The organism is Streptomyces sp. NPDC001770 (assembly GCF_053596135.1).
Map to the genome: position 1 here is coordinate 1 of NZ_JBSFFN010000043.1, position 17,660 is coordinate 17,660.

12 protein-coding genes are annotated in these 17,660 nt (G+C 71.5%); all 12 read right to left on the reverse strand.

Features of this window, described 5'->3' with window-relative positions:
- Nucleotides 1-115 precede the first annotated feature (115 nt).
- Nucleotides 116-1,000: a dTDP-4-dehydrorhamnose reductase gene (gene rfbD, locus ACWCSV_RS29780; RefSeq protein ID WP_451147474.1), complete on the reverse strand. Its 885-nt coding sequence runs from the start codon at nucleotides 998-1,000 to the stop codon at nucleotides 116-118.
- A complete protein-coding gene (gene rfbB, locus ACWCSV_RS29785) occupies nucleotides 997-1,983 on the reverse strand; it encodes a dTDP-glucose 4,6-dehydratase (RefSeq protein ID WP_451147476.1) in 987 nt (328 codons plus the stop codon). The genes rfbD and rfbB overlap by 4 nt, the downstream gene beginning before the upstream one ends.
- The gene (locus ACWCSV_RS29790; RefSeq protein WP_451147478.1) at nucleotides 1,980-3,050 is read right to left on the reverse strand and encodes a glucose-1-phosphate thymidylyltransferase; all 1,071 of its coding nucleotides are present in this window, start codon (nucleotides 3,048-3,050) and stop codon (nucleotides 1,980-1,982) included. Before ACWCSV_RS29790 ends, rfbB begins: the two co-directional genes overlap by 4 nt.
- 159 nt (nucleotides 3,051-3,209) lie before the next feature.
- Nucleotides 3,210-4,442, reverse strand: a complete 1,233-nt coding sequence (locus tag ACWCSV_RS29795; RefSeq protein ID WP_451147480.1) for a glycosyltransferase family 2 protein — start codon at nucleotides 4,440-4,442, stop codon at nucleotides 3,210-3,212.
- A 146-nt stretch (nucleotides 4,443-4,588) separates the two neighbouring features.
- Nucleotides 4,589-6,634 (reverse strand): hypothetical protein, encoded by a 2,046-nt coding sequence (locus ACWCSV_RS29800; RefSeq protein ID WP_451147482.1) that lies wholly within the window; start codon nucleotides 6,632-6,634, stop codon nucleotides 4,589-4,591.
- Between the two features lie 133 nt (nucleotides 6,635-6,767).
- Nucleotides 6,768-8,267 carry a D-ribitol-5-phosphate cytidylyltransferase gene (locus ACWCSV_RS29805; protein WP_451147484.1) on the reverse strand — a complete coding sequence of 500 codons (1,500 nt, stop codon included), beginning with the start codon at nucleotides 8,265-8,267 and terminating at the stop codon, nucleotides 6,768-6,770.
- 435 nt (nucleotides 8,268-8,702) lie between these two features.
- Nucleotides 8,703-10,139: a GTPase ObgE gene (gene obgE / locus ACWCSV_RS29810; RefSeq protein ID WP_451147486.1), complete on the reverse strand. Its 1,437-nt coding sequence runs from the start codon at nucleotides 10,137-10,139 to the stop codon at nucleotides 8,703-8,705.
- A gap of 139 nt (nucleotides 10,140-10,278) precedes the next feature.
- Nucleotides 10,279-10,536, reverse strand: coding sequence for a 50S ribosomal protein L27 (gene rpmA, locus ACWCSV_RS29815; RefSeq protein ID WP_014045902.1), 258 nt, complete (start codon nucleotides 10,534-10,536; stop codon nucleotides 10,279-10,281).
- A gap of 11 nt (nucleotides 10,537-10,547) precedes the next feature.
- Nucleotides 10,548-10,868 (reverse strand): 50S ribosomal protein L21, encoded by a 321-nt coding sequence (rplU, locus tag ACWCSV_RS29820; protein WP_365920392.1) that lies wholly within the window; start codon nucleotides 10,866-10,868, stop codon nucleotides 10,548-10,550.
- A gap of 405 nt (nucleotides 10,869-11,273) precedes the next feature.
- Nucleotides 11,274-15,527 carry an Rne/Rng family ribonuclease gene (locus ACWCSV_RS29825; protein WP_451147488.1) on the reverse strand — a complete coding sequence of 1,418 codons (4,254 nt, stop codon included), beginning with the start codon at nucleotides 15,525-15,527 and terminating at the stop codon, nucleotides 11,274-11,276.
- Nucleotides 15,528-15,751: 224 nt separating this feature from the next.
- Nucleotides 15,752-16,531 carry a TIGR03936 family radical SAM-associated protein gene (locus ACWCSV_RS29830; RefSeq protein ID WP_451147490.1) on the reverse strand — a complete coding sequence of 260 codons (780 nt, stop codon included), beginning with the start codon at nucleotides 16,529-16,531 and terminating at the stop codon, nucleotides 15,752-15,754.
- A 123-nt stretch (nucleotides 16,532-16,654) separates the two neighbouring features.
- Nucleotides 16,655-17,660: hypothetical protein (locus tag ACWCSV_RS29835; RefSeq protein ID WP_451147492.1), on the reverse strand; the 1,006-nt coding region annotated here is incomplete at its 5' end.

Genomic DNA, 17,660 nt, shown 5'->3' on the forward strand with positions numbered 1-17,660 from the left:
CCAACTTAAGTTTTTGTGTGTTTTTTTTGTGTTTGACCGGGGGGTCCCCCGCCGCGGCGGCGGCCCCCCCGGGGGGGGGGGCGCCCCCACGGCCGTGGTGACGGTGCGTCGGGCGTCAGCCGCGCTCGGCGGCGACGAGGGCGGGGAACGCCTCCGCCAGCGCCTCGTGCCAGTCCCGGACCGGCGCGATCCCGGCGGCGGACCAGCGGTCGTGGCCGAGCACGCTGTACGCCGGACGGGGAGCGGGCCGGACGAAGGCCTCGCTGGTGGTCGGACGGACCCGCTCGGGGTCCGCGCCGAGCAGCCGGAAGATCTCCCGGGTGAAGCCGAACCAGGTCGTCTCGCCGCCGCTGGTGCCGTGGTAGACACCCGCCGGGGCGTCGCCCGCGAGGGCGGCCCGGCCGAGGGCGACCAGACGGTCCGCCAGGTCGACGGTCCAGGTCGGCTGGCCACGCTGGTCGTCGACGACGTCCAGGGTCTCCTTGATGCCTTCCAGCTTGATCATCGTGCGGACGAAGTTGCCGCCGCCCGCTCCGTACAGCCAGGCCGTACGGACCACGTACCCGGTCTCCGGGAGGGTCTCCAGCACCGCGCGCTCGCCGGCGAGCTTGGTCCGCCCATAGGCGCTGCGGGGGGCGGTGGCCTCGTCCTCGGCGTACGGCTTGCCGGCGTCGCCGGCGAAGACGTAGTCCGTGGAGACCTGGAGCAGCACGGCGCCGTGCTCGCGGCACGCCTCGGCGAGGACAGCCGGGCCCGTGCCGTTGACGCGCAGCGCGGCCTCCTCCTGGCTCTCCGCGTCGTCCACGGCGGTCCAGGCGGCGCAGTTGACGACGACCTCGGGGCGGTGCTCCGCGAAAGCGGCGGCGACGGCGGCCGGATCGGCGATGTCGAGCGCCGCACGGTCGGCGGCGACCGCGTCGACGCCCTCCGCGGCGAGCTTCGCCAGGACGTCCCGGCCCAGCATGCCGCCGGCTCCGGTCACCAGCCAGACGGGGCTCACAGGGCGGCCCGGTCCTTCAGCGGCTCCCACCAGGCGCGGTTGTCGCGGTACCACTGCACGGTCTCGGCGAGGCCCTGCCTGAAGTCCTTGCGCGGGACGTAGCCGAGCTCCTCGCGGATCTTGGCGCAGTCCACGGAGTAGCGGCGGTCGTGGCCCTTGCGGTCCTCGACGTAGGTGACGCTGGTCTCCCAGTCGGCGCCGCAGGCTTCCAGCAGCAGGCCGGTGAGCTCCTTGTTGGAGAGCTCGGTGCCGCCGCCGATGTTGTAGACCTCGCCGGCGCGGCCCTCCGTGCGGACCAGCTCGATGCCCTGGACGTGGTCGTCGATGTGCAGCCAGTCGCGGACGTTGGCGCCGTCGCCGTAGAGCGGGACGGTCTTGCCGTCGAGCAGGTTGGTGACGAAGAGCGGGATGACCTTCTCGGGGAAGTGGTGGTGCCCGTAGTTGTTGGAGCAGCGGGTCACCCGCACGTCGAGGCCGTGGGTGCGGTGGTAGGAGAGCGCGATGAGGTCGCTGGACGCCTTCGCCGAGGAGTACGGCGAGTTGGGCTCCAGCGGGTGCGTCTCGGGCCAGGAGCCCTCGTCGATCGAGCCGTAGACCTCGTCGGTGGAGATGTGCACGAAGGTCTTGATCCCGGCCAGGTGGGCGGCGTGGATCAGGGTGTGGGTGCCCACGACGTTCGTACGGACGAACTCGGCGCCCCCGTCGATGGAGCGGTCCACGTGCGACTCGGCGGCGAAGTGCACCACCTGGTCGTGGTCGGCCATGAGCTTGCCGACGAGTTCGGCGTCGCAGATGTCGCCCTGGACGAAGGAGAAGCCGGGGTGGTCACGGACCTCGTCGAGGTTGGCGGGGTTGCCCGCGTAGGTGAGCTTGTCCAGCACCGTGACGGTGATGTCGCCGGGCCCCTGGGGGCCGAGGACGGTACGGACGTAGTGCGAGCCGATGAAGCCGGCTCCGCCGGTCACCAGGATGTTGGTCGTCATGAGGAGATCTGCACCTTGCTGTGGTCGCCGAGGACGAGTCGGTGGGCGGACGGGTTGCGGGGCGCCGGGGTGACCTCGACGTCGCGGCCGATGAGCGACGCCTCCACGCGGCGGACGCCGGTGATGGAGGCCCCCCGGAGCACGATGGAGTACTCGATCTCGCTGTCCTCGATCCGGCAGCCCTCGGAGACCGAGGTGAAGGGACCGACGTAGGCGTCGCTGATGACCGAACCGGCGCCGATGATCGCGGGGCCGACGATGCGGCTTCCGGTGACCTTCGCGCCGGGCTCGATCCGCACGCGGCCGATGATCTCGCTGTGCTCGTCCACCTCCGCGCCTTCCATGGCCGGCTCGACGGTCTCCAGGACGGACCGGTTGACCTCCAGCATGTCGGTGACGTTGCCGGTGTCCTTCCAGTACCCGGAGATGGTGGTGGAGCGGACGTTGCGCTGCTGGTCGATCAGCCACTGAATGGCGTGGGTGATCTCCAGCTCGCCGCGCCAGGACGGCTCGATCGAGCGGACGGCCTCGTGGATCGCCGGCGTGAAGAGGTAGACGCCGACGAGGGCGAGGTCGCTCTTGGGCTCCTTCGGCTTCTCCTCCAGCGCGACGACGCGCCCCTCGCCGTCCAGTTCGGCGACACCGAACGAGGTCGGGTTGGGTACCCGGGTCAGCAGGATCTGCGCGTCGGGGCGGTCTCCGCGGAAGCCCTCCACGAGGCCGGTGATGCCGCCGACGATGAAGTTGTCGCCGAGGTACATGACGAAGTCGTCGTCGCCCAGGAAGTCGCGCGCGATGAGCACCGCGTGCGCCAGCCCGAGCGGCTGGTCCTGCGGGATGTAGGTGACCTTGATCCCGAGCGCCGAGCCGTCGCCGACCGCTTCACGGATCTCGGCGGCGGTGTCGCCCACGATGATGCCGACCTCGGTGATACCGGCGTCGGCGATCGCTTCGAGCCCGTAGAAAAGCACCGGCTTGTTGGCGACCGGTACCAATTGCTTCGCGGACGTGTGGGTGATCGGGCGCAGGCGGGTGCCCGCCCCACCGGAGAGTACGAGTGCCTTCACGTGTGCTGTCCCCAAGCTGCGTGGTCGGTGGCCGGAAGCCGGATGGCAGGCGTTCCCGAGGCCGCTTTCATTCCATGGGATATTACTTCGAGTTCCCGTGAGGTTTCCCGACGAGTAACTCTGCCACCATCTCGGCCCCGTCCGCTCCGGGCCGTCGGATCAGACCGAGGACTTCCACCGCTTCATGTCACGACGGACCCGGCGGACCACCCTGCGGGCCAGGGTCGGCGTGGGCTTGGGCTGACCCGGCTTCGGCCGCGCGGGCACCTGCAGCCGCTTGCTCGGGGCCCACTCGGGCACCGTCATCTCGAACGCCGAGTCGGGAAGGCCCGCCTCGGGCTTCCGGAAGTGCGGGTAGACGAGGTAGGCAGCGTCCCCCTGCTCGGCCCGGACGACCTTCGGGGTGTGCCGGGCGGCGATGTACCGGTGGATGTCGGCGAGCAGGTCCAGCCGGCCGCGGGCGACGCATTCGAGCCGGAGGCGCTCGTTCACCTTGATCAGCTTCGCCACACCCGGCGTCCAGTACTTGGTGATCGGGGCGGCCAGCTCCAGCTTGTGGGCGCGGACCTCCTCGCTCTCCTTGAGGACGCCCGGCCCGAACTGCTGGATGAGCCCCACGGTGAACGGGCGGGCCATCATGAAGTCGCGCTTCGGCCCCTCGGGCACCAGTTCGGCGATGAGCTCGACCAGCGCCTGCAGCGCCTCGAACCGGGGCTCGTAGCTGCCGCTGCGGGTGACGTGCAGGCCGTCGTCACGGCCCACCAGGTAGTAGCAGACGTACTCGGAGACGACGGAGACTCCGGCACCCCGAAGGTAGGCCTCCATGGTGAAGATGGCGTCCTCGCCGTTGCGCATCTTCTCGTCGAAGGTGATCCCGTGACGGGTCAGCAGCTCGCGGCGGAAGAGCTTCTGGGCGCTGAGGGTGTAGATGACGCGGGAGTCGAAGATGTCGACGCGCTCCTCGTCGTGGCGCCCCCACATCGACCCGGCGGCGCCCCGGTTGACCCCCACCATCTTCCCGAGCACCACGTCGGTGCCGGCCTTGTCGGCGATGGCGACCATGCGTTCCAGCGCCTCGAAGCCGAGGAAGTCGTCGGCGTCGAGGAAGAAGACGTACCGGCCGCGGGCGCGGGCGAGGCCCACGTTGCGCGGACCGCTCGGGCCGCCGGAGTTGGCCTGGTGGAGCACGGTGGTGGGGACGGCCGTACGTGCGGCGAACTCGTCCAGGTACGCGCCGGTGCCGTCCTTCGACCCGTCGTCGACCGCGATGAGCTCGAAGCGGTCGGCGGGAAGGGTCTGTGCCTCCACGGACTGGAGGCAGCGGATGAGGTAGGGCATGGCTTCGTAAGCGCCGACGATCACGCTGACGTCTGGAATTCGAGTGTCGTTCACGAATAGAGATGACAGCGGACGCACAGAATTGGTTGTGCACACCTAGCAAGTACGAAAAGTGACTTGCGTCACAATGGCCCGTTCTGGCCTCTTCGGAGGCGAGAACGGGCCATTGGGCACGGCTTTTCAGTCACCTCTGGCGAGATTCAGCCACTTACGTGTTCGCTGAGGTGAGCGACCCCGGCATTGCGCGCCTCCGCCCGGCCGGCCAGCGCCTGGACGGCACGGTCGAACTGGACGAGCGAGGTCGGCTCGTCGGGTCCGAGGAGGTACTCCTTCAGCTCGCGCCGGCCCTCGGCCCGGTCGTCCGCGGCGGGGTCGGACACGGCCGCGAGCAGGCGGTCCAGCTCGCTCGCGTCGTTGGAGAGGATCACCGCGGCCCGGACGGCCGTGTTCTGGCGCTTGAACTCCTCCTCGCCCAGCTCGGCCGAGTCGGTCACCGCGTACGGCTTGCCGCTGGCGATGAAGTCGGAGACCACACTGGAGATGTCCGACACCATGGCGTCCGACTCGTTGAAGCAGTCGTACAGACGCATGGTCGATCCGGAGATGACCTGGTGCTGCCACCAGCCCCGGGAGCGCCAGTAGGCGGTGTTCCAGTCGTCCCGCAGCTTCGCGGTCTCGGCCTCGCGCGCCGGGTCGGCCAGCGAGTTGCGCGAGAGCTCGGCCTCGTCGCGGGCCGTCTCACCGGTGCCGCCGGCCAGCTCGGCCAGGCGTGCCTCGATACGGGCCAGCTCGGCGCGGGCCTCGGCCTGCTCGCCCCGGAGCGCCGTGCTCTCCGCGGTCCAGCGCGGGTCGTCGGCGCGGCGGGCGGCCGCGTCCTCGATCATCGCGGTGATCCGCAGGTGGGCGGCGGCGGCCTTGCGGCTGCGGCTGCCGGTGAACGGGTGCGGCTTGTAGAGCACCCGGACGGGCTTCTCGGACTCCAGCAGCCGGCGGACGATGTTCTCCCCGGCGAGCAGCAGCGAGGTGTTGCCCGGGTTGTCGTCCCAGCCCTCCCAGGTGGGCGCGTACAGCACGGTCGGGACGGGGTTCTTCGGGGAGCCGGTCCAGGAGGTGATGGAGGCGAGCTGCGGCCGTCCCACCTCCACGATGTCCTCGTCGCGGACGCCGACGTCGGCCAGCGCGTAGCGGTCGCGGCCGGCCCGGCCGGCGGTCCAGACCTCGTCGTACGCCTTGCTGTACGGGTTGACGCTGGCCAGCTTGTCACTGTCGCCGTGGCCGATGAAGACGTGCTTCATGGTCGGCACGCGCAGCATGTGGATGTTCTTGCCCACGTTGGCCGCGTAGAGCGCGACCCGCACCGTCGAGAGGTCCATGTTCATCAGGTGCACGCCGCCGGGGACACAGAGGACCGGGACGGACGTGCCGGCGAGCTGCGGGACGATGGAGCGCTCGCGGAGCACGACCATCGGGCGGCCGCTCAGCCGGCCCATGGTCTCGAGCCACATGTTGACCTGGTAGGCGGAATCCTTGGAACCGGAGAAGTAGAGGATGACGGTCGGCTTGTACGCACGCAGCCAGTTGTCGACGGCCGCCAGGACCTTGGCCTCCGGCGGCACGAGACGGCTGGGCCGCACGTACGGCAGCAGCGCGAGGATGTAGACCACCGCGAGGACGAGCGTCAGCCCGAGGCCCGCGTAGGCGAGCGCGTCGGTGCCGGTCTCGATCGCGGCCACCACGCCCACCAGGGCGAACACGTCGAAGTGGAGCATCTTCTCGGCGGGGCGGCTCATCAGCAGACGCGGCGGCGCGTCCCCTATCCCGACGGGGCCGAGGTCGATGTTCCGGGTGACCACCGGCAGCTTGCGGCGGAGCCGGATGAGGGTCACCATCGCGCTCTGCGGCGCCTGGAGGCCGTAGAACGCCAGGAGACAGGCGACCGTCGTGTAGAAGAACGCCCCCTCGCCGTATCCCATGCGCGACATGAGCAGGATCAGCAGCAGCTCACGCACGAGGAAACGGATCGACAGGCCGGCCCGGACGGCGGCGAGGCGATTGACGAGATAACTGCCGCAGTGGTGCAAATACCGGTCGGCCAGATATGTGACGAGGACTGCGGCGGCGAACAGCCAGATATTGGGGAGTATCGCCGCGAGCATGACGCACGGGAATCCCAGGGCCAGGAGAATTGCGGCAGCGAGCTCAGAACCGCTGCCCACTCTCGCCACGCGAATGGCTTTCGAAAACACGAAGTACCGCTCCCGAGGGTTCCGACTAATACCTTGCGGGGAAATTGTGAAGAAATAGCGTCACGCATTCGGACCCCTGCCCTTCACGCGAACGTGAACGACAGGGGTCCGAATGGTGGATTGTCAAGCAGTATTACACATCGGCCTGTCGGTCCAGGACGGCAGCCAGCGCCTGCTCGAAGCCCGACGCCTCGGAGGCGCCCCGGGTCGGGTCCTGCTGCCGTACGTCGATGACGTGTCCGGTCATCTCGGAGAGCAGCACGTCGAGGGAGGTCCGGGCGACCGCCTCGGAGGAGAGCAGCGACCCCGCGGGCTCGTCGCCGAAGGCCTTCGTACGCATCGGGGTGGCGGTGCGCTCCGGGTTCACGCAGTTCACCCGCACCCCGTCACCGGCCCACTCGTCCGAGAGCGCCTGGGTGAGATTGACCATGGCGGCCTTGGTGGAGGAGTACAGGCTGTACTCGGCCCGGCCCCGGGTGTAGCTGCTGGAGGTGTAGAGGAGCAGCTGGCCCCTGGACTCGGCGAGGTACTTGTGCGAGGCCCGGGCGATCTGGACCGGCGCGAGGTAGTTGACGTTCAGGGCTTCCTGGATCGTCGCGTTGTCCGTCTCGGCGAGCTTGCCGATCCGCAGCACCCCGGCGGTGTTGACGACGTAGTCGACCCGGCCGGTCTCGGCGTACGCCTTGGAGAGCGCGTCGTCGATGTGCTCCGGGTTCTCCACGTGCGTACCGGTGGTGGACCGGCCGAGCGCGTAGACCTTGGCGCCGAACGACTCGGCGAGGGCGGCGATGTCCGCGCCGATCCCGTAGGAGCCGCCGAAGACGACCATGGTCTTCCCGGTCAGCGCTTCCCGGTACTCCGCGTCGTCGGCGGGCGACGGCACGGCCGTGGAGGCCAGCTGGAAGAGCTTGTCCGCGATGAAGACGTCGACCGGCTGGGTCACCTTCATGTTGTACTCGTCGCCCGCGACGACGTAGATCGGCACGTCGGGCAGGTACTTCAGGACCACCGAGCAGTCGTCGGTCGCCTGGAAGTTCGGGTCGCCGGCCGCGACCTCGTACGCCCTGCGGATGGTGGAAAGCTTGAACGCCTGCGGCGTCTGGCCCCGGCGCAGGCGGGAACGGTCGGGGACCTCGGTGATGAACTCGCCGTCGCCGCCGTGCGTACGGGTCACGATGATCGTGTCCGCGGACGGGATGGCGACGTCCACCGCCTCGTACCGCCCGAGGGCGTCGACGCAGTCGGTGATGACGCGCTGCGACAGCAGGGGGCGCACGGCGTCGTGGAAGAGGACGTTGCGGTCCTCGCCCTCCGCCAGGCCCTCGCCGAGGACGGAGATGGCCCGCTCGGTGGTCTCGTTGCGCGTCGTCCCGCCCTCGATGACCTTGACCACCTTGGTCAGGCCGGCCTTCGCGACGATCTTCTCGACGTCGGCGACATAGCCGGGCGCCATCAGCACGATGATGTCGTCGATCGACTCGGACTGCTGGAAGATCGACAGGGTGTGCTCGATGACAGCCTTGCCTGCGATCTTCAGCAGCTGCTTGGGGATGGACAGTCCCACGCGCTGACCGGTACCCCCGGCGAGCACGACTGCTGTGGTACGGGCTTGGGCTATGTGCTGCACAGACACAGACGACCTACCTTGCGAGGGCTCGGGAACCCCCCGATGGTTGCACTCTCCGTTACCATCTCGCAAGGTGGACGTCGAGTGCAGGCCGTTCCCACGACACCCGCCGTTCCCGTGTGAGCAGGGCCGTTACCTGCGAAAGTGCCGCGCGAGCAGGTGACCGACACCACACGGTTGAGCGGGCGACGTCCCGCCTGAGCGGCCCGGACGGTCGTTTCGTTTCACCCGACCGGCCGACACACGTCGCCCCGCCTCACCCGTTCGGGGGGCTCGCTGTCTCCCTGGATTCCGCTGCGCCGTACCGCCCGCCCCCCGGAACGCGCGAGGGCCCCTCCCCGGCGACCGCGTGGGCCGGGGGCCCTGCTGCGGTGCCGGCGGAGAGGCCCGTACCGGGCTTCACGGGCCCGGTACTCCTCACGGCTCCTGGAACGGCTCCCCTTAGAAGGGGTCGAACTCGTCGTACTCCTTCTGCGCGTCGTCCCGCTCGGCGTCGCGGTCCCGGCGGCGCTGCGCGGCGGGGCGCGGGGCCTCCAGGCGGTGGTCCTCGCCGCGGCGGCCGAGCATCTCGGCGCCGGCCATCATCGTCGGCTCCCAGTCGAAGACGACCGCGTTCTCCTCGGCACCGATGGCCACGCCGTCGCCCGCGCGGGCACCGGCCTTCATCAGGGCGGTTTCGACGCCGAGGCGGTTCAGCCGGTCCGCGAGGTAGCCGACGGCCTCGTCGTTGTTGAAGTCGGTCTGACGCACCCAGCGCTCGGGCTTGTCACCGCGCACCCGGTAGATGCCCTCTTCGTCGACGGTGACGGTGAACCCGGTGTCGTCGACGGCCTTCGGGCGGATGACGACCCGGGTCGCCTCCTCCACAGGCTTGGTGGCGCGCGCCTCGGCGACGATCCCGGCCAGTGCGTACGAGAGGTCGTTGAGGCCCTTGTGGGCGATCGCGGAGACCTCGAAGACGCGGTAGCCGCGCTCCTCCAGCTCCGGGCGGATCATGTCGGCCAGGTCCTGGCCGTCCGGGATGTCGACCTTGTTGAGGGCGACGATGCGGGGCCGGTTCTCCAGACCGCCGTACTGACGCAGCTCCTCCTCGATGATGTCGAGGTCGGAGACCGGGTCACGGTCGGACTCCAGCGTCGCCGTGTCCAGCACGTGCACGAGCACCGAGCAGCGCTCGACGTGGCGGAGGAACTCCAGGCCGAGGCCGCGGCCCTGGCTGGCGCCGGGGATGAGGCCCGGGACGTCGGCGATGGTGTAGACGGTCTCACCGGCGGTGACGACACCGAGGTTCGGGACGAGCGTCGTGAAGGGGTAGTCCGCGATCTTCGGCTTCGCGGCCGAGAGCACCGAGATCAGCGAGGACTTGCCGGCGCTCGGGTAGCCGACCAGCGCCACGTCGGCGACGGTCTTGAGCTCCAGGACGATGTCGCGGTCCTCGCCCGGCTCACCGAGCAGCGCGAAGCCGGGGGCCTTGCGGCGGGCCGAGGAGAGCGCCGCGTTGCCGAGGCCGCCGCGGCCGCCCTGTCCGGCGACGAACGTGGTGCCCTGGCCGACGAGGTCGGCGAGGACGTTGCCGTCCTTGTCGAGGACGACGGTGCCGTCCGGCACGGGCAGGACCAGGTCCTGGCCGTCCTTGCCGGAACGGTTGTCGCCCGCGCCGGGCTGGCCGTTGGTGGCCTTGCGGTGGGGGTGGTGGTGGTAGTCCAGCAGCGTGGTCACGGCCTGCTCGACGACGAGGATCACGTCGCCGCCGCGTCCGCCGTTGCCGCCGTCGGGTCCGCCGAGGGGCTTGAACTTCTCACGGTGGACGGAGGCACAGCCGTGGCCTCCGTTACCCGCGGCGGCATGGAGCTCGACGCGGTCCACGAAGGTGGTCATGGTGGGTGCCTCCAGGTACTGCTATCTACGGATCTGTCTCTGATGTAACACGCCGAGGGCGGACCCGCTTCCCCGTCGACCGGGAAAGCTGAGATCCGCCCTCGGAAGGTGTTGCGTCGTTACCGTGCTCGCCGGAAGATCAGGCGGCGACGGGAACGATGTTGACGACCTTGCGGCCGCGGTGCGTGCCGAACTCCACCGCACCGGCGGTCAGCGCGAACAGCGTGTCGTCGCCGCCACGGCCGACGCCCGTGCCCGGGTGGAAGTGGGTGCCGCGCTGGCGGACCAGGATCTCACCGGCGTTGACGGCCTGACCGCCGAAGCGCTTCACGCCGAGCCGCTGAGCATTGGAGTCGCGCCCGTTCCGAGTGGACGATGCGCCCTTCTTGTGTGCCATGTCTCAGTCCCTTACTTCGCAGCCGCGGGGATACCGGTGACCTTGATCGCCGTGTACTGCTGGCGGTGACCCTGGCGACGGCGGTAGCCGGTCTTGTTCTTGTAGCGAAGGATGTCGATCTTCGCGCCCTTGTGGTGGTCCACGACCTCGGCCTGGACCTTGATGCCGGCCAGGACCCACGGGTCGCTGGTCACGGCTTCGCCGTCGACAACGAGCAGGGTCGAGAGCTCGACCGTGTCGCCAACCTTGGCAGTGGAAATCTTGTCAACCTCAACGATGTCACCGACAGCAACCTTGTGCTGGCGGCCACCGCTGCGCACGATGGCGTACACGCGGGTCTCTCTCTCGCTCGGAACGGATCCCCTGATGCCAGCCGCTCGCACGGGCCGGGGCCCGGGACGATCCGGAAGGATGAGCGGCCTCTCCTGGCGCGGAACCGCACCGGGAGGGATGTGCTCAGGGGTAGGCGCACAGACAAACACGCCGAGGGTCAAGGCTACGGGGCCACCGCCCGACGGGTCAAACCGCCCCCGGTGAGCTCCTGCGCGCCCGTGCGGCGTACGGGGTTCACCACACCCGGCCGAGCTCCTTCCGGGGACTCCACGGGGCCGTGAACCGGCCCGGAAGGGCGCACGGGGAACCTCTCACCGGCCCCGGCCCCCTACGCGCCGGTGGGCCGCTCCCCCGCGTCGGGGAAACGGCCCACCGGTGGTGGTGCGTGCGGGATCAGCCCGCGGTCACTCCTCGGACGAACCGGCCGAGGACGACTGCTCGGCGGCGACGGCCTTCTTGGTCGCCCGCTTCGCCGGCGCCTTCTTGGCCGTCGTCGTCTTCTTCGCGGTCGTCGTCTTCTTGGCCGCCGTCGTCTTCTTCACGGCCGCCGCCTTCTTGGCCGGGGCCGCCTTCTTCGCCGGAGCCTTCTTGGCGGTCTTGCGCGCCGCCGTCTTCTTGGCGGGCGCGGCCTCCTCGGCCTCGGCCGCGTCACCGGTCCCGGCGACGGGAGCCTCGGCCACCTCGTCGGCCGGGGCGGGCGTACCCGTCACGACGACGATCTCGGCCTCCTCGGCACCGGACGGCGAGCCCGCCGGAGCGGTCGCCTTACGGGTCGCCCTGCGGCGGGCCCGCGGCGGAGCCGCTGCCTCGGGGGCCTCCGCGGGCACCTCGACGACCGGTGCGGGCGCCTCGACGACCGGGTCCTCGGCGGCCACCGGGTCGGCGGTGGGTTCGACGGGGGTCACCGGCTCCGCCGGGGCGGCCTGCTTCGGCGAACCCGCCGGAGAGGTCGCCTTACGGGTCGCCCTGCGGCGCGTACGGCCCTGGGGCGCGGCCTCGGCGGCCGGCTCCACGACGGGCTCCGGCTCCACGACGGGCTCCACGACCGGCGCGGGCTCGGCGACCGGCTCGGCCACCGGCTCCACGGCCTCGGCCGGCTTCGCCTCGAAGGCCGGCTTCGCCTCGACGACCGGCGCCGGGGTGGCGGCCCTGGGGGCGCCGGCCGGGGCCGACACCTTGCGGGTCGCCCTGCGGCGCCCACGGCCGCGCGAAGCCGCCGCCTCCGCCTCGGCGGGGCTGCTGTACAGCTCCTCGTCCGGGACGAACTCGGGCTCCGGCAGCGCCACCGGCTCGGCCACCTCGGCGGCGACCTCCGCCAGGGACTCGTGCTCGTGCTCGTGGCCGTGTTCCTGCTCGTGGCCGTGTTCCTGCTCGTGACCGTGGTCCTGCTCGTGGCCGTGGTCCTGGTCCGCGCCGCCGCGGCGCTTCTTGGACCGCTTGCCGCCACCGCCGCCGCCGGACGTCGCCGGCTGCTCCATGTGCACGATCACGCCGCGCCCGTTGCAGTGGACGCAGGTCTCGGAGAACGACTCCAGCAGCCCCTGGCCGACCCGCTTACGGGTCATCTGGACGAGCCCCAGCGAGGTCACCTCGGCGACCTGGTGCTTCGTACGGTCGCGTCCCAGGCACTCCAGCAGGCGCCGGAGCACCAGGTCGCGGTTGGACTCCAGCACCATGTCGATGAAGTCGACGACGACGATTCCGCCGAGGTCGCGCAGCCGCAGCTGGCGCACGATCTCCTCGGCCGCCTCCAGGTTGTTCTTGGTGACGGTCTCCTCGAGGTTGCCGCCCTGTCCGGTGAACTTGCCGGTGTTGACGTCGACGACGACCATCGCCTCGGTCTTGTCGATCACCAGTGACCCGCCGCTGGGCAGGTAGACCTTGCGGTCCAGCGCCTTCATCAGCTGCTCGTCGATGCGGTACGTCGCGAAGATGTCGACCTCGGAGGTCCACCGCGACAGCCGGTCCGTCAGGTCGGGGGCGACCTGCGAGACGTATCCGTGGATCGTCTCCCAGGCGTCGCCGCCGCTCACGATGACCTTCGAGAAGTCCTCGTTGAAGATGTCGCGGACGACCCGGACGGTCATGTCCGGCTCGCCGTAGAGCAGCGTCGGCGCGTTGGAGCTGCCGGTGGCACGCGACTTGCGCTGGATCTCCTCCCACTGGCCCTGGAGGCGCTCGACGTCACGGCGGAGCTCGTCCTCGCTCGCACCCTCGGCGGCGGTGCGCACGATGACGCCCGCGTCCTCGGGGACGATCTTCTTGAGGATGGTCTTCAGCCGGGCGCGCTCGGTGTCGGGGAGCTTGCGGCTGATCCCGGTCATCGAGCCCTCGGGCACGTAGACGAGGTAGCGGCCGGGCAGCGAGACCTGGCTGGTCAGACGGGCGCCCTTGTGGCCGATCGGGTCCTTCGTCACCTGGACGAGCACCGACTGGCCGGACTTGAGGGCGGTCTCGATGCGGCGCGGCCCGTGGGCCATGCCGAGCGCCTCGAAGTTGACCTCACCGGCGTACAGCACGGCGTTGCGGCCCTTGCCGATGTCGACGAACGCGGCCTCCATCGACGGCAGCACGTTCTGGACCTTGCCCAGGTAGACGTTGCCGACGTAGCTGGTGGCCTGCTCCTTGTTGACGTAGTGCTCGACGAGCACGTTGTCCTCGAGGACGCCGATCTGGGTGCGCTCGCCGCTCTGGCGGACGACCATGACCCGCTCGACGGCCTCGCGGCGGGCCAGGAACTCGGCCTCGGTGATGATCGGGACGCGGCGGCGGCCCTGCTCGCGGCCCTCGCGGCGGCGCTGCTTCTTCGCCTCCATACGGGTCGAGCCCTTGATGGACTGGACCTCGTCGAAGCCGGTACCGGGCTCCCGGTCGGCCGACTCGCGGCTACGGCGCTCACGCGGCTCACGGACCTTGACGACCGTGCGCTCCGGGTCGTCGGAGCCGGAGCCCTGGGCTCCGTTGTCGGTGCCGTTGTCGACGGCGTCACCGCTGCGGCGGCGACGGCGACGGCGGCGACGGCTGCTGCTGGAGCCGCTGGCGGCGGAGTCGTGGCGCTCGTCGTCCTCGTCGTGGTCGCCGTCGTGGTCGTCGGCGTCCGCCACGGCGGGCTGCTGTTCGTCGGCGGTGTCGGACGGGGCGGAGTGCTCCGACTCGTAACCCTCGTCGCCGTCGCCCGCGTCTCCGCGGCGGCGGCGCCGGCCGCCGCGACGGCGGCGGCGCGACGGGCGGTCGCCGTACTCGTTCTCGTCGGCGGCCTCGTGCTCCGCCTCGGTCTCGGTCTCGGTCTCGGTCTCGGTCGCGTCCTCGGCCTCGGGCTCCGCCTCCGGCTCGGCGGGCGCGACGGCCTGCTCGGCCTCGGGGGCCTCACCGCGGCGGCGGCGACGGCGGCGCGGGGTCTGCCCGGCGGGCTCGGCGGGCGCGGGCGCCTCGACGGCCTGCTGCTGCGCGTCCTCGGTCTCTTCCTCGTCCTCCGGCTCCACGTACGGCGGAGCGGCGGCGGCCGCGGCGGCCGCGGTCTCCGGGGTCTGGAACATGGGCTCGGAGAAGACCGGCGCCTGGAAGACGGCCACGGCCGGGCGGGTGGCGCGGCGTCCGCGGCGGACGGGTTCTTCGGTCGCGGTGAACGCCGGGCGGGTGGCGGGAGCGACCGGGCGGCCGGCGGCGGCGGTGGCGCGGCGGCGCTGGCGGCCGCGCGGCGCGGACTCCGCGACCTCCTCGGGCTCGGCGGCGAGCTCCTCGGCGACGGCCTCGGGCAGGGCTTCGCCGACCGGCTCGGCGGGCTCGGCCGCGGGTACGGCGGCCTGCGGCGCACCGGCCGGGGAAGTCGCCTTGCGCACGGCACGACGACGGCCACGCGGCGCCTCGACAGCCGGCTCCTCGGCAGGGGCCTGCTCCACGACGGCCTCGGCCACCGGTGCGGACTCGACCACGATCTCCTCGGCGGCGGACGCGGCGGCCTGCGGCGCACCGGCCGGAGCCGTCGCCTTACGGACCGCACGGCGACGGGCACGCGGCGCCGGAGCCTCCACCGACTCCTCGGCGGCCTGCTCCTCGACCGGCTCCACCACCGGAGTGGCCTCGACTGCGGCCTGCGGCGCACCGGCCGGGGAAGTCGCCTTGCGCACCGCGCGACGACGGCCACGCGGCGCCTCGACAGCCGGCTCCTCGGCAACGGCCTGCTCCACGACGGCCTCGGCCACCGGAGCGGACTCGACCACGATCTCCTCGGCGGCGGACGCGGCGGCCTGCGGCGCACCGGCCGGAGCCGTCGCCTTACGGACCGCACGGCGACGGGCACGCGGCGCCGGAGCCTCCACCGACTCCTCGGCGGCCTGCTCCTCGACCGGCTCCACCACCGGAGTGGCCTCGACTGCGGCCTGCGGCGCACCGGCCGGGGAAGTCGCCTTGCGCACCGCGCGACGACGGCCACGCGGCGCCTCGACAGCCGGCTCCTCGGCAACGGCCTGCTCCACGACGGCCTCGGCCACCGGAGCGGACTCGGCGGCAGGCGTCTGGTCCTGCGCCTTCGCGGCTCCGCCGGACGGCGGGCCGGCGGGGCGGGAAGCGGCGCGGCGCCTGCGGCGCGGCGGCAGCTTGTCCCCGGGGGTGTTCTCTTCGTTGTTTCCGGTCGTGCCGGATTCGGTCGGCTCAAGCATGCGGGCGGTTCTCCCGTCGCGCTCCCGGGCGCCGCGCCTGATCCGGTCCGGCGGGGTGGTCGCGTGGTGCGCGACCCCGCTGTCCGGGGCGCGGGCGCCGCACGGGAGCTGATGTCTGGCTCGCCGGTTCCGTACGCGGAGTGCGCACGGCCTGGCGAAAGTCTTCTGGTCAGTGCGCGGCCCGACCCCGGTTCCTTCCCGGGGGCCGCGCTACAACGACCGCCTTACGCGGAACCCGAACCTTCAGGCGCCGTCGCGACACTCCCGGGGGCCGTCGCGGGGACGGCCGGGGGTGCGTCGCGGTCGGGCGCGAGCGGGTCGGTCACCGTGCCGGACTCCTCGTCGAAGAGCCCCTGCGCCAGCCTGGTCACCGCTACGGGGACCGGCGGCGCCAGGTCGGCCACAGCTCGGAGACCGGACAGGACGTCGTCGGGTCGTACGGCGGGTGTCATGTGCCGCACTACCAGGCGCAGTATCGCACAGGCGGTGTCCATGGACCCATCGGCCTGTGGACCGAGGGCCTCGAGACCGACCACGGCCTCGCGGGCGTCGAAGGTACGCATACCGTTCTTCGCCCGGCGCTGGACCTCGACCGTTTCGGCGGCCAGGAAGGCGGCCACGGCCTGTTCGGCGTCCTGGACGGTGACGCCGTCCAGGCGCATCTCCCAGATCGAGGCGGTCAGCCGGTCGGCGAGCCCGGAGGTCCGGGCCTCCACGGCGTCGGTGATGTCGAGGCCGTCCGGGAGGGATTCGTTGAGGAGGTCCTGCAGGACCTTCGGGTCGCGGTGCTCGGTGAGCGCGATCTCCAGGAACTCGGCCTCGCTGCCGGTGCCGGTCGGAGCCGCATTGGCGTACGAGACCTTGGGGTGCGGGGTGAAGCCCGCCGAGTAGGCCATCGGCACCTCGGAGCGGCGCAGGGCCCGCTCGAAGGCACGCTGGAAGTCTCGGTGGCTGGTGAACCGGAGGCGGCCGCGCTTGGTGTAGCGCAGTCGGATGCGCTGCACCGCCGGTGCGGGCGGCGGGCCTTCGGGCTGTCGCTTGCCCAGTGGTTCTTCTCCTCGGTGCGGGGCGGGCGCGGTGGCGCGCCGCCCACGAAGTACAGGTCGTCACGGGGGCCCCGCTCCGGCTCACCCCCTCCGGCCTGTGGTTCCGCCGGGCGGGGAGATCTCGGGTGCGGGCGCCACGCCGTGCACGGGTGTCGCATGGTGCTCCTCACCCAGAGTACGCGCAGTAACCCTCCCGGGTCCGCCGACCTCCGGGTTCGCCGGCCGGCCGGTGAACGCGCGCCATGCGTCGCGGCGGGCCTGGCGGACGGCATCGCGTGCCGTACGCAGCGTGTCGCGCACGGCACGTCCGGTCGCCGAGGCGGCGATACGGGCGGGCTTCCACACCCAGTCCCGTACGGCGTGCCCGACCGGGGTGCAGAGGGTGCGGTAGCACCAGGCCAGTGGGGCGACGAGGAGGGTGCGGAGCAGCCATGCCAGGGCCCGCCCGAGCGCGCGGCTGATCATTCCGGTGATCCGCCAGGCCACCACGAGCGCCGCCCCGGTCTCCCGCAGCACAGGGTGGAGGACGCGCCGCCACAGCCAGGCCACGGGGACGACGACCAGCGTCCACCGGCACCACACAAGCCCGGCCCCCACCGCGCGGATCAGCCGGAGCGTGCCCCGTCCGAGCGGGGTGAGCACCGACCGCCAGAGCCAGACCAGCGGCACCACCAGGAGGGTGCGCGCCAGCCAGGCGACGGCGATGCCGAGGGGGGTGAGGACGTACCGCCAGAGGCCGACGAAGGGCCGGACGAAGAGAGCGGGTCCGAGCCACCGCAGTGCGGCGAGGAGTCCGTGCCCGAGCGGGATCAGCAGGGTGCGGTACAGGCTCCGCAGCCCGTGCCCGGCCGGGGTGAGGGCGGCCGCGTACAGCCACCCGAGCGGGACGAGGACTCCGTACCGGACCACCGGGACCAGCACGTACCGCCAGAGGAAGGTCACCGGCCACACGGTCAGCGCCCGGGCCACCAGCACCATCGCGCGGCCGACGCGGGTGAGCACCACGCGGTACAGCCACCCGAGCGGGACGACCACGAGGTACGTCCACGCCCAGACGACCGGGACGACCACCAGGCAGCGCCACGCC

Coding starts and splice junctions, on each gene's coding strand:
- rfbB (WP_451147476.1), bottom strand. CDS start 1,983: ATGACGACCAACATCCTGGTGACCGGCGGAGCCGGCTTCATCGGCTCG.
- obgE (WP_451147486.1), bottom strand. CDS start 10,139: ATGACCACCTTCGTGGACCGCGTCGAGCTCCATGCCGCCGCGGGTAAC.
- rpmA (WP_014045902.1), bottom strand. CDS start 10,536: ATGGCACACAAGAAGGGCGCATCGTCCACTCGGAACGGGCGCGACTCC.
- ACWCSV_RS29825 (WP_451147488.1), bottom strand. CDS start 15,527: ATGCTTGAGCCGACCGAATCCGGCACGACCGGAAACAACGAAGAGAAC.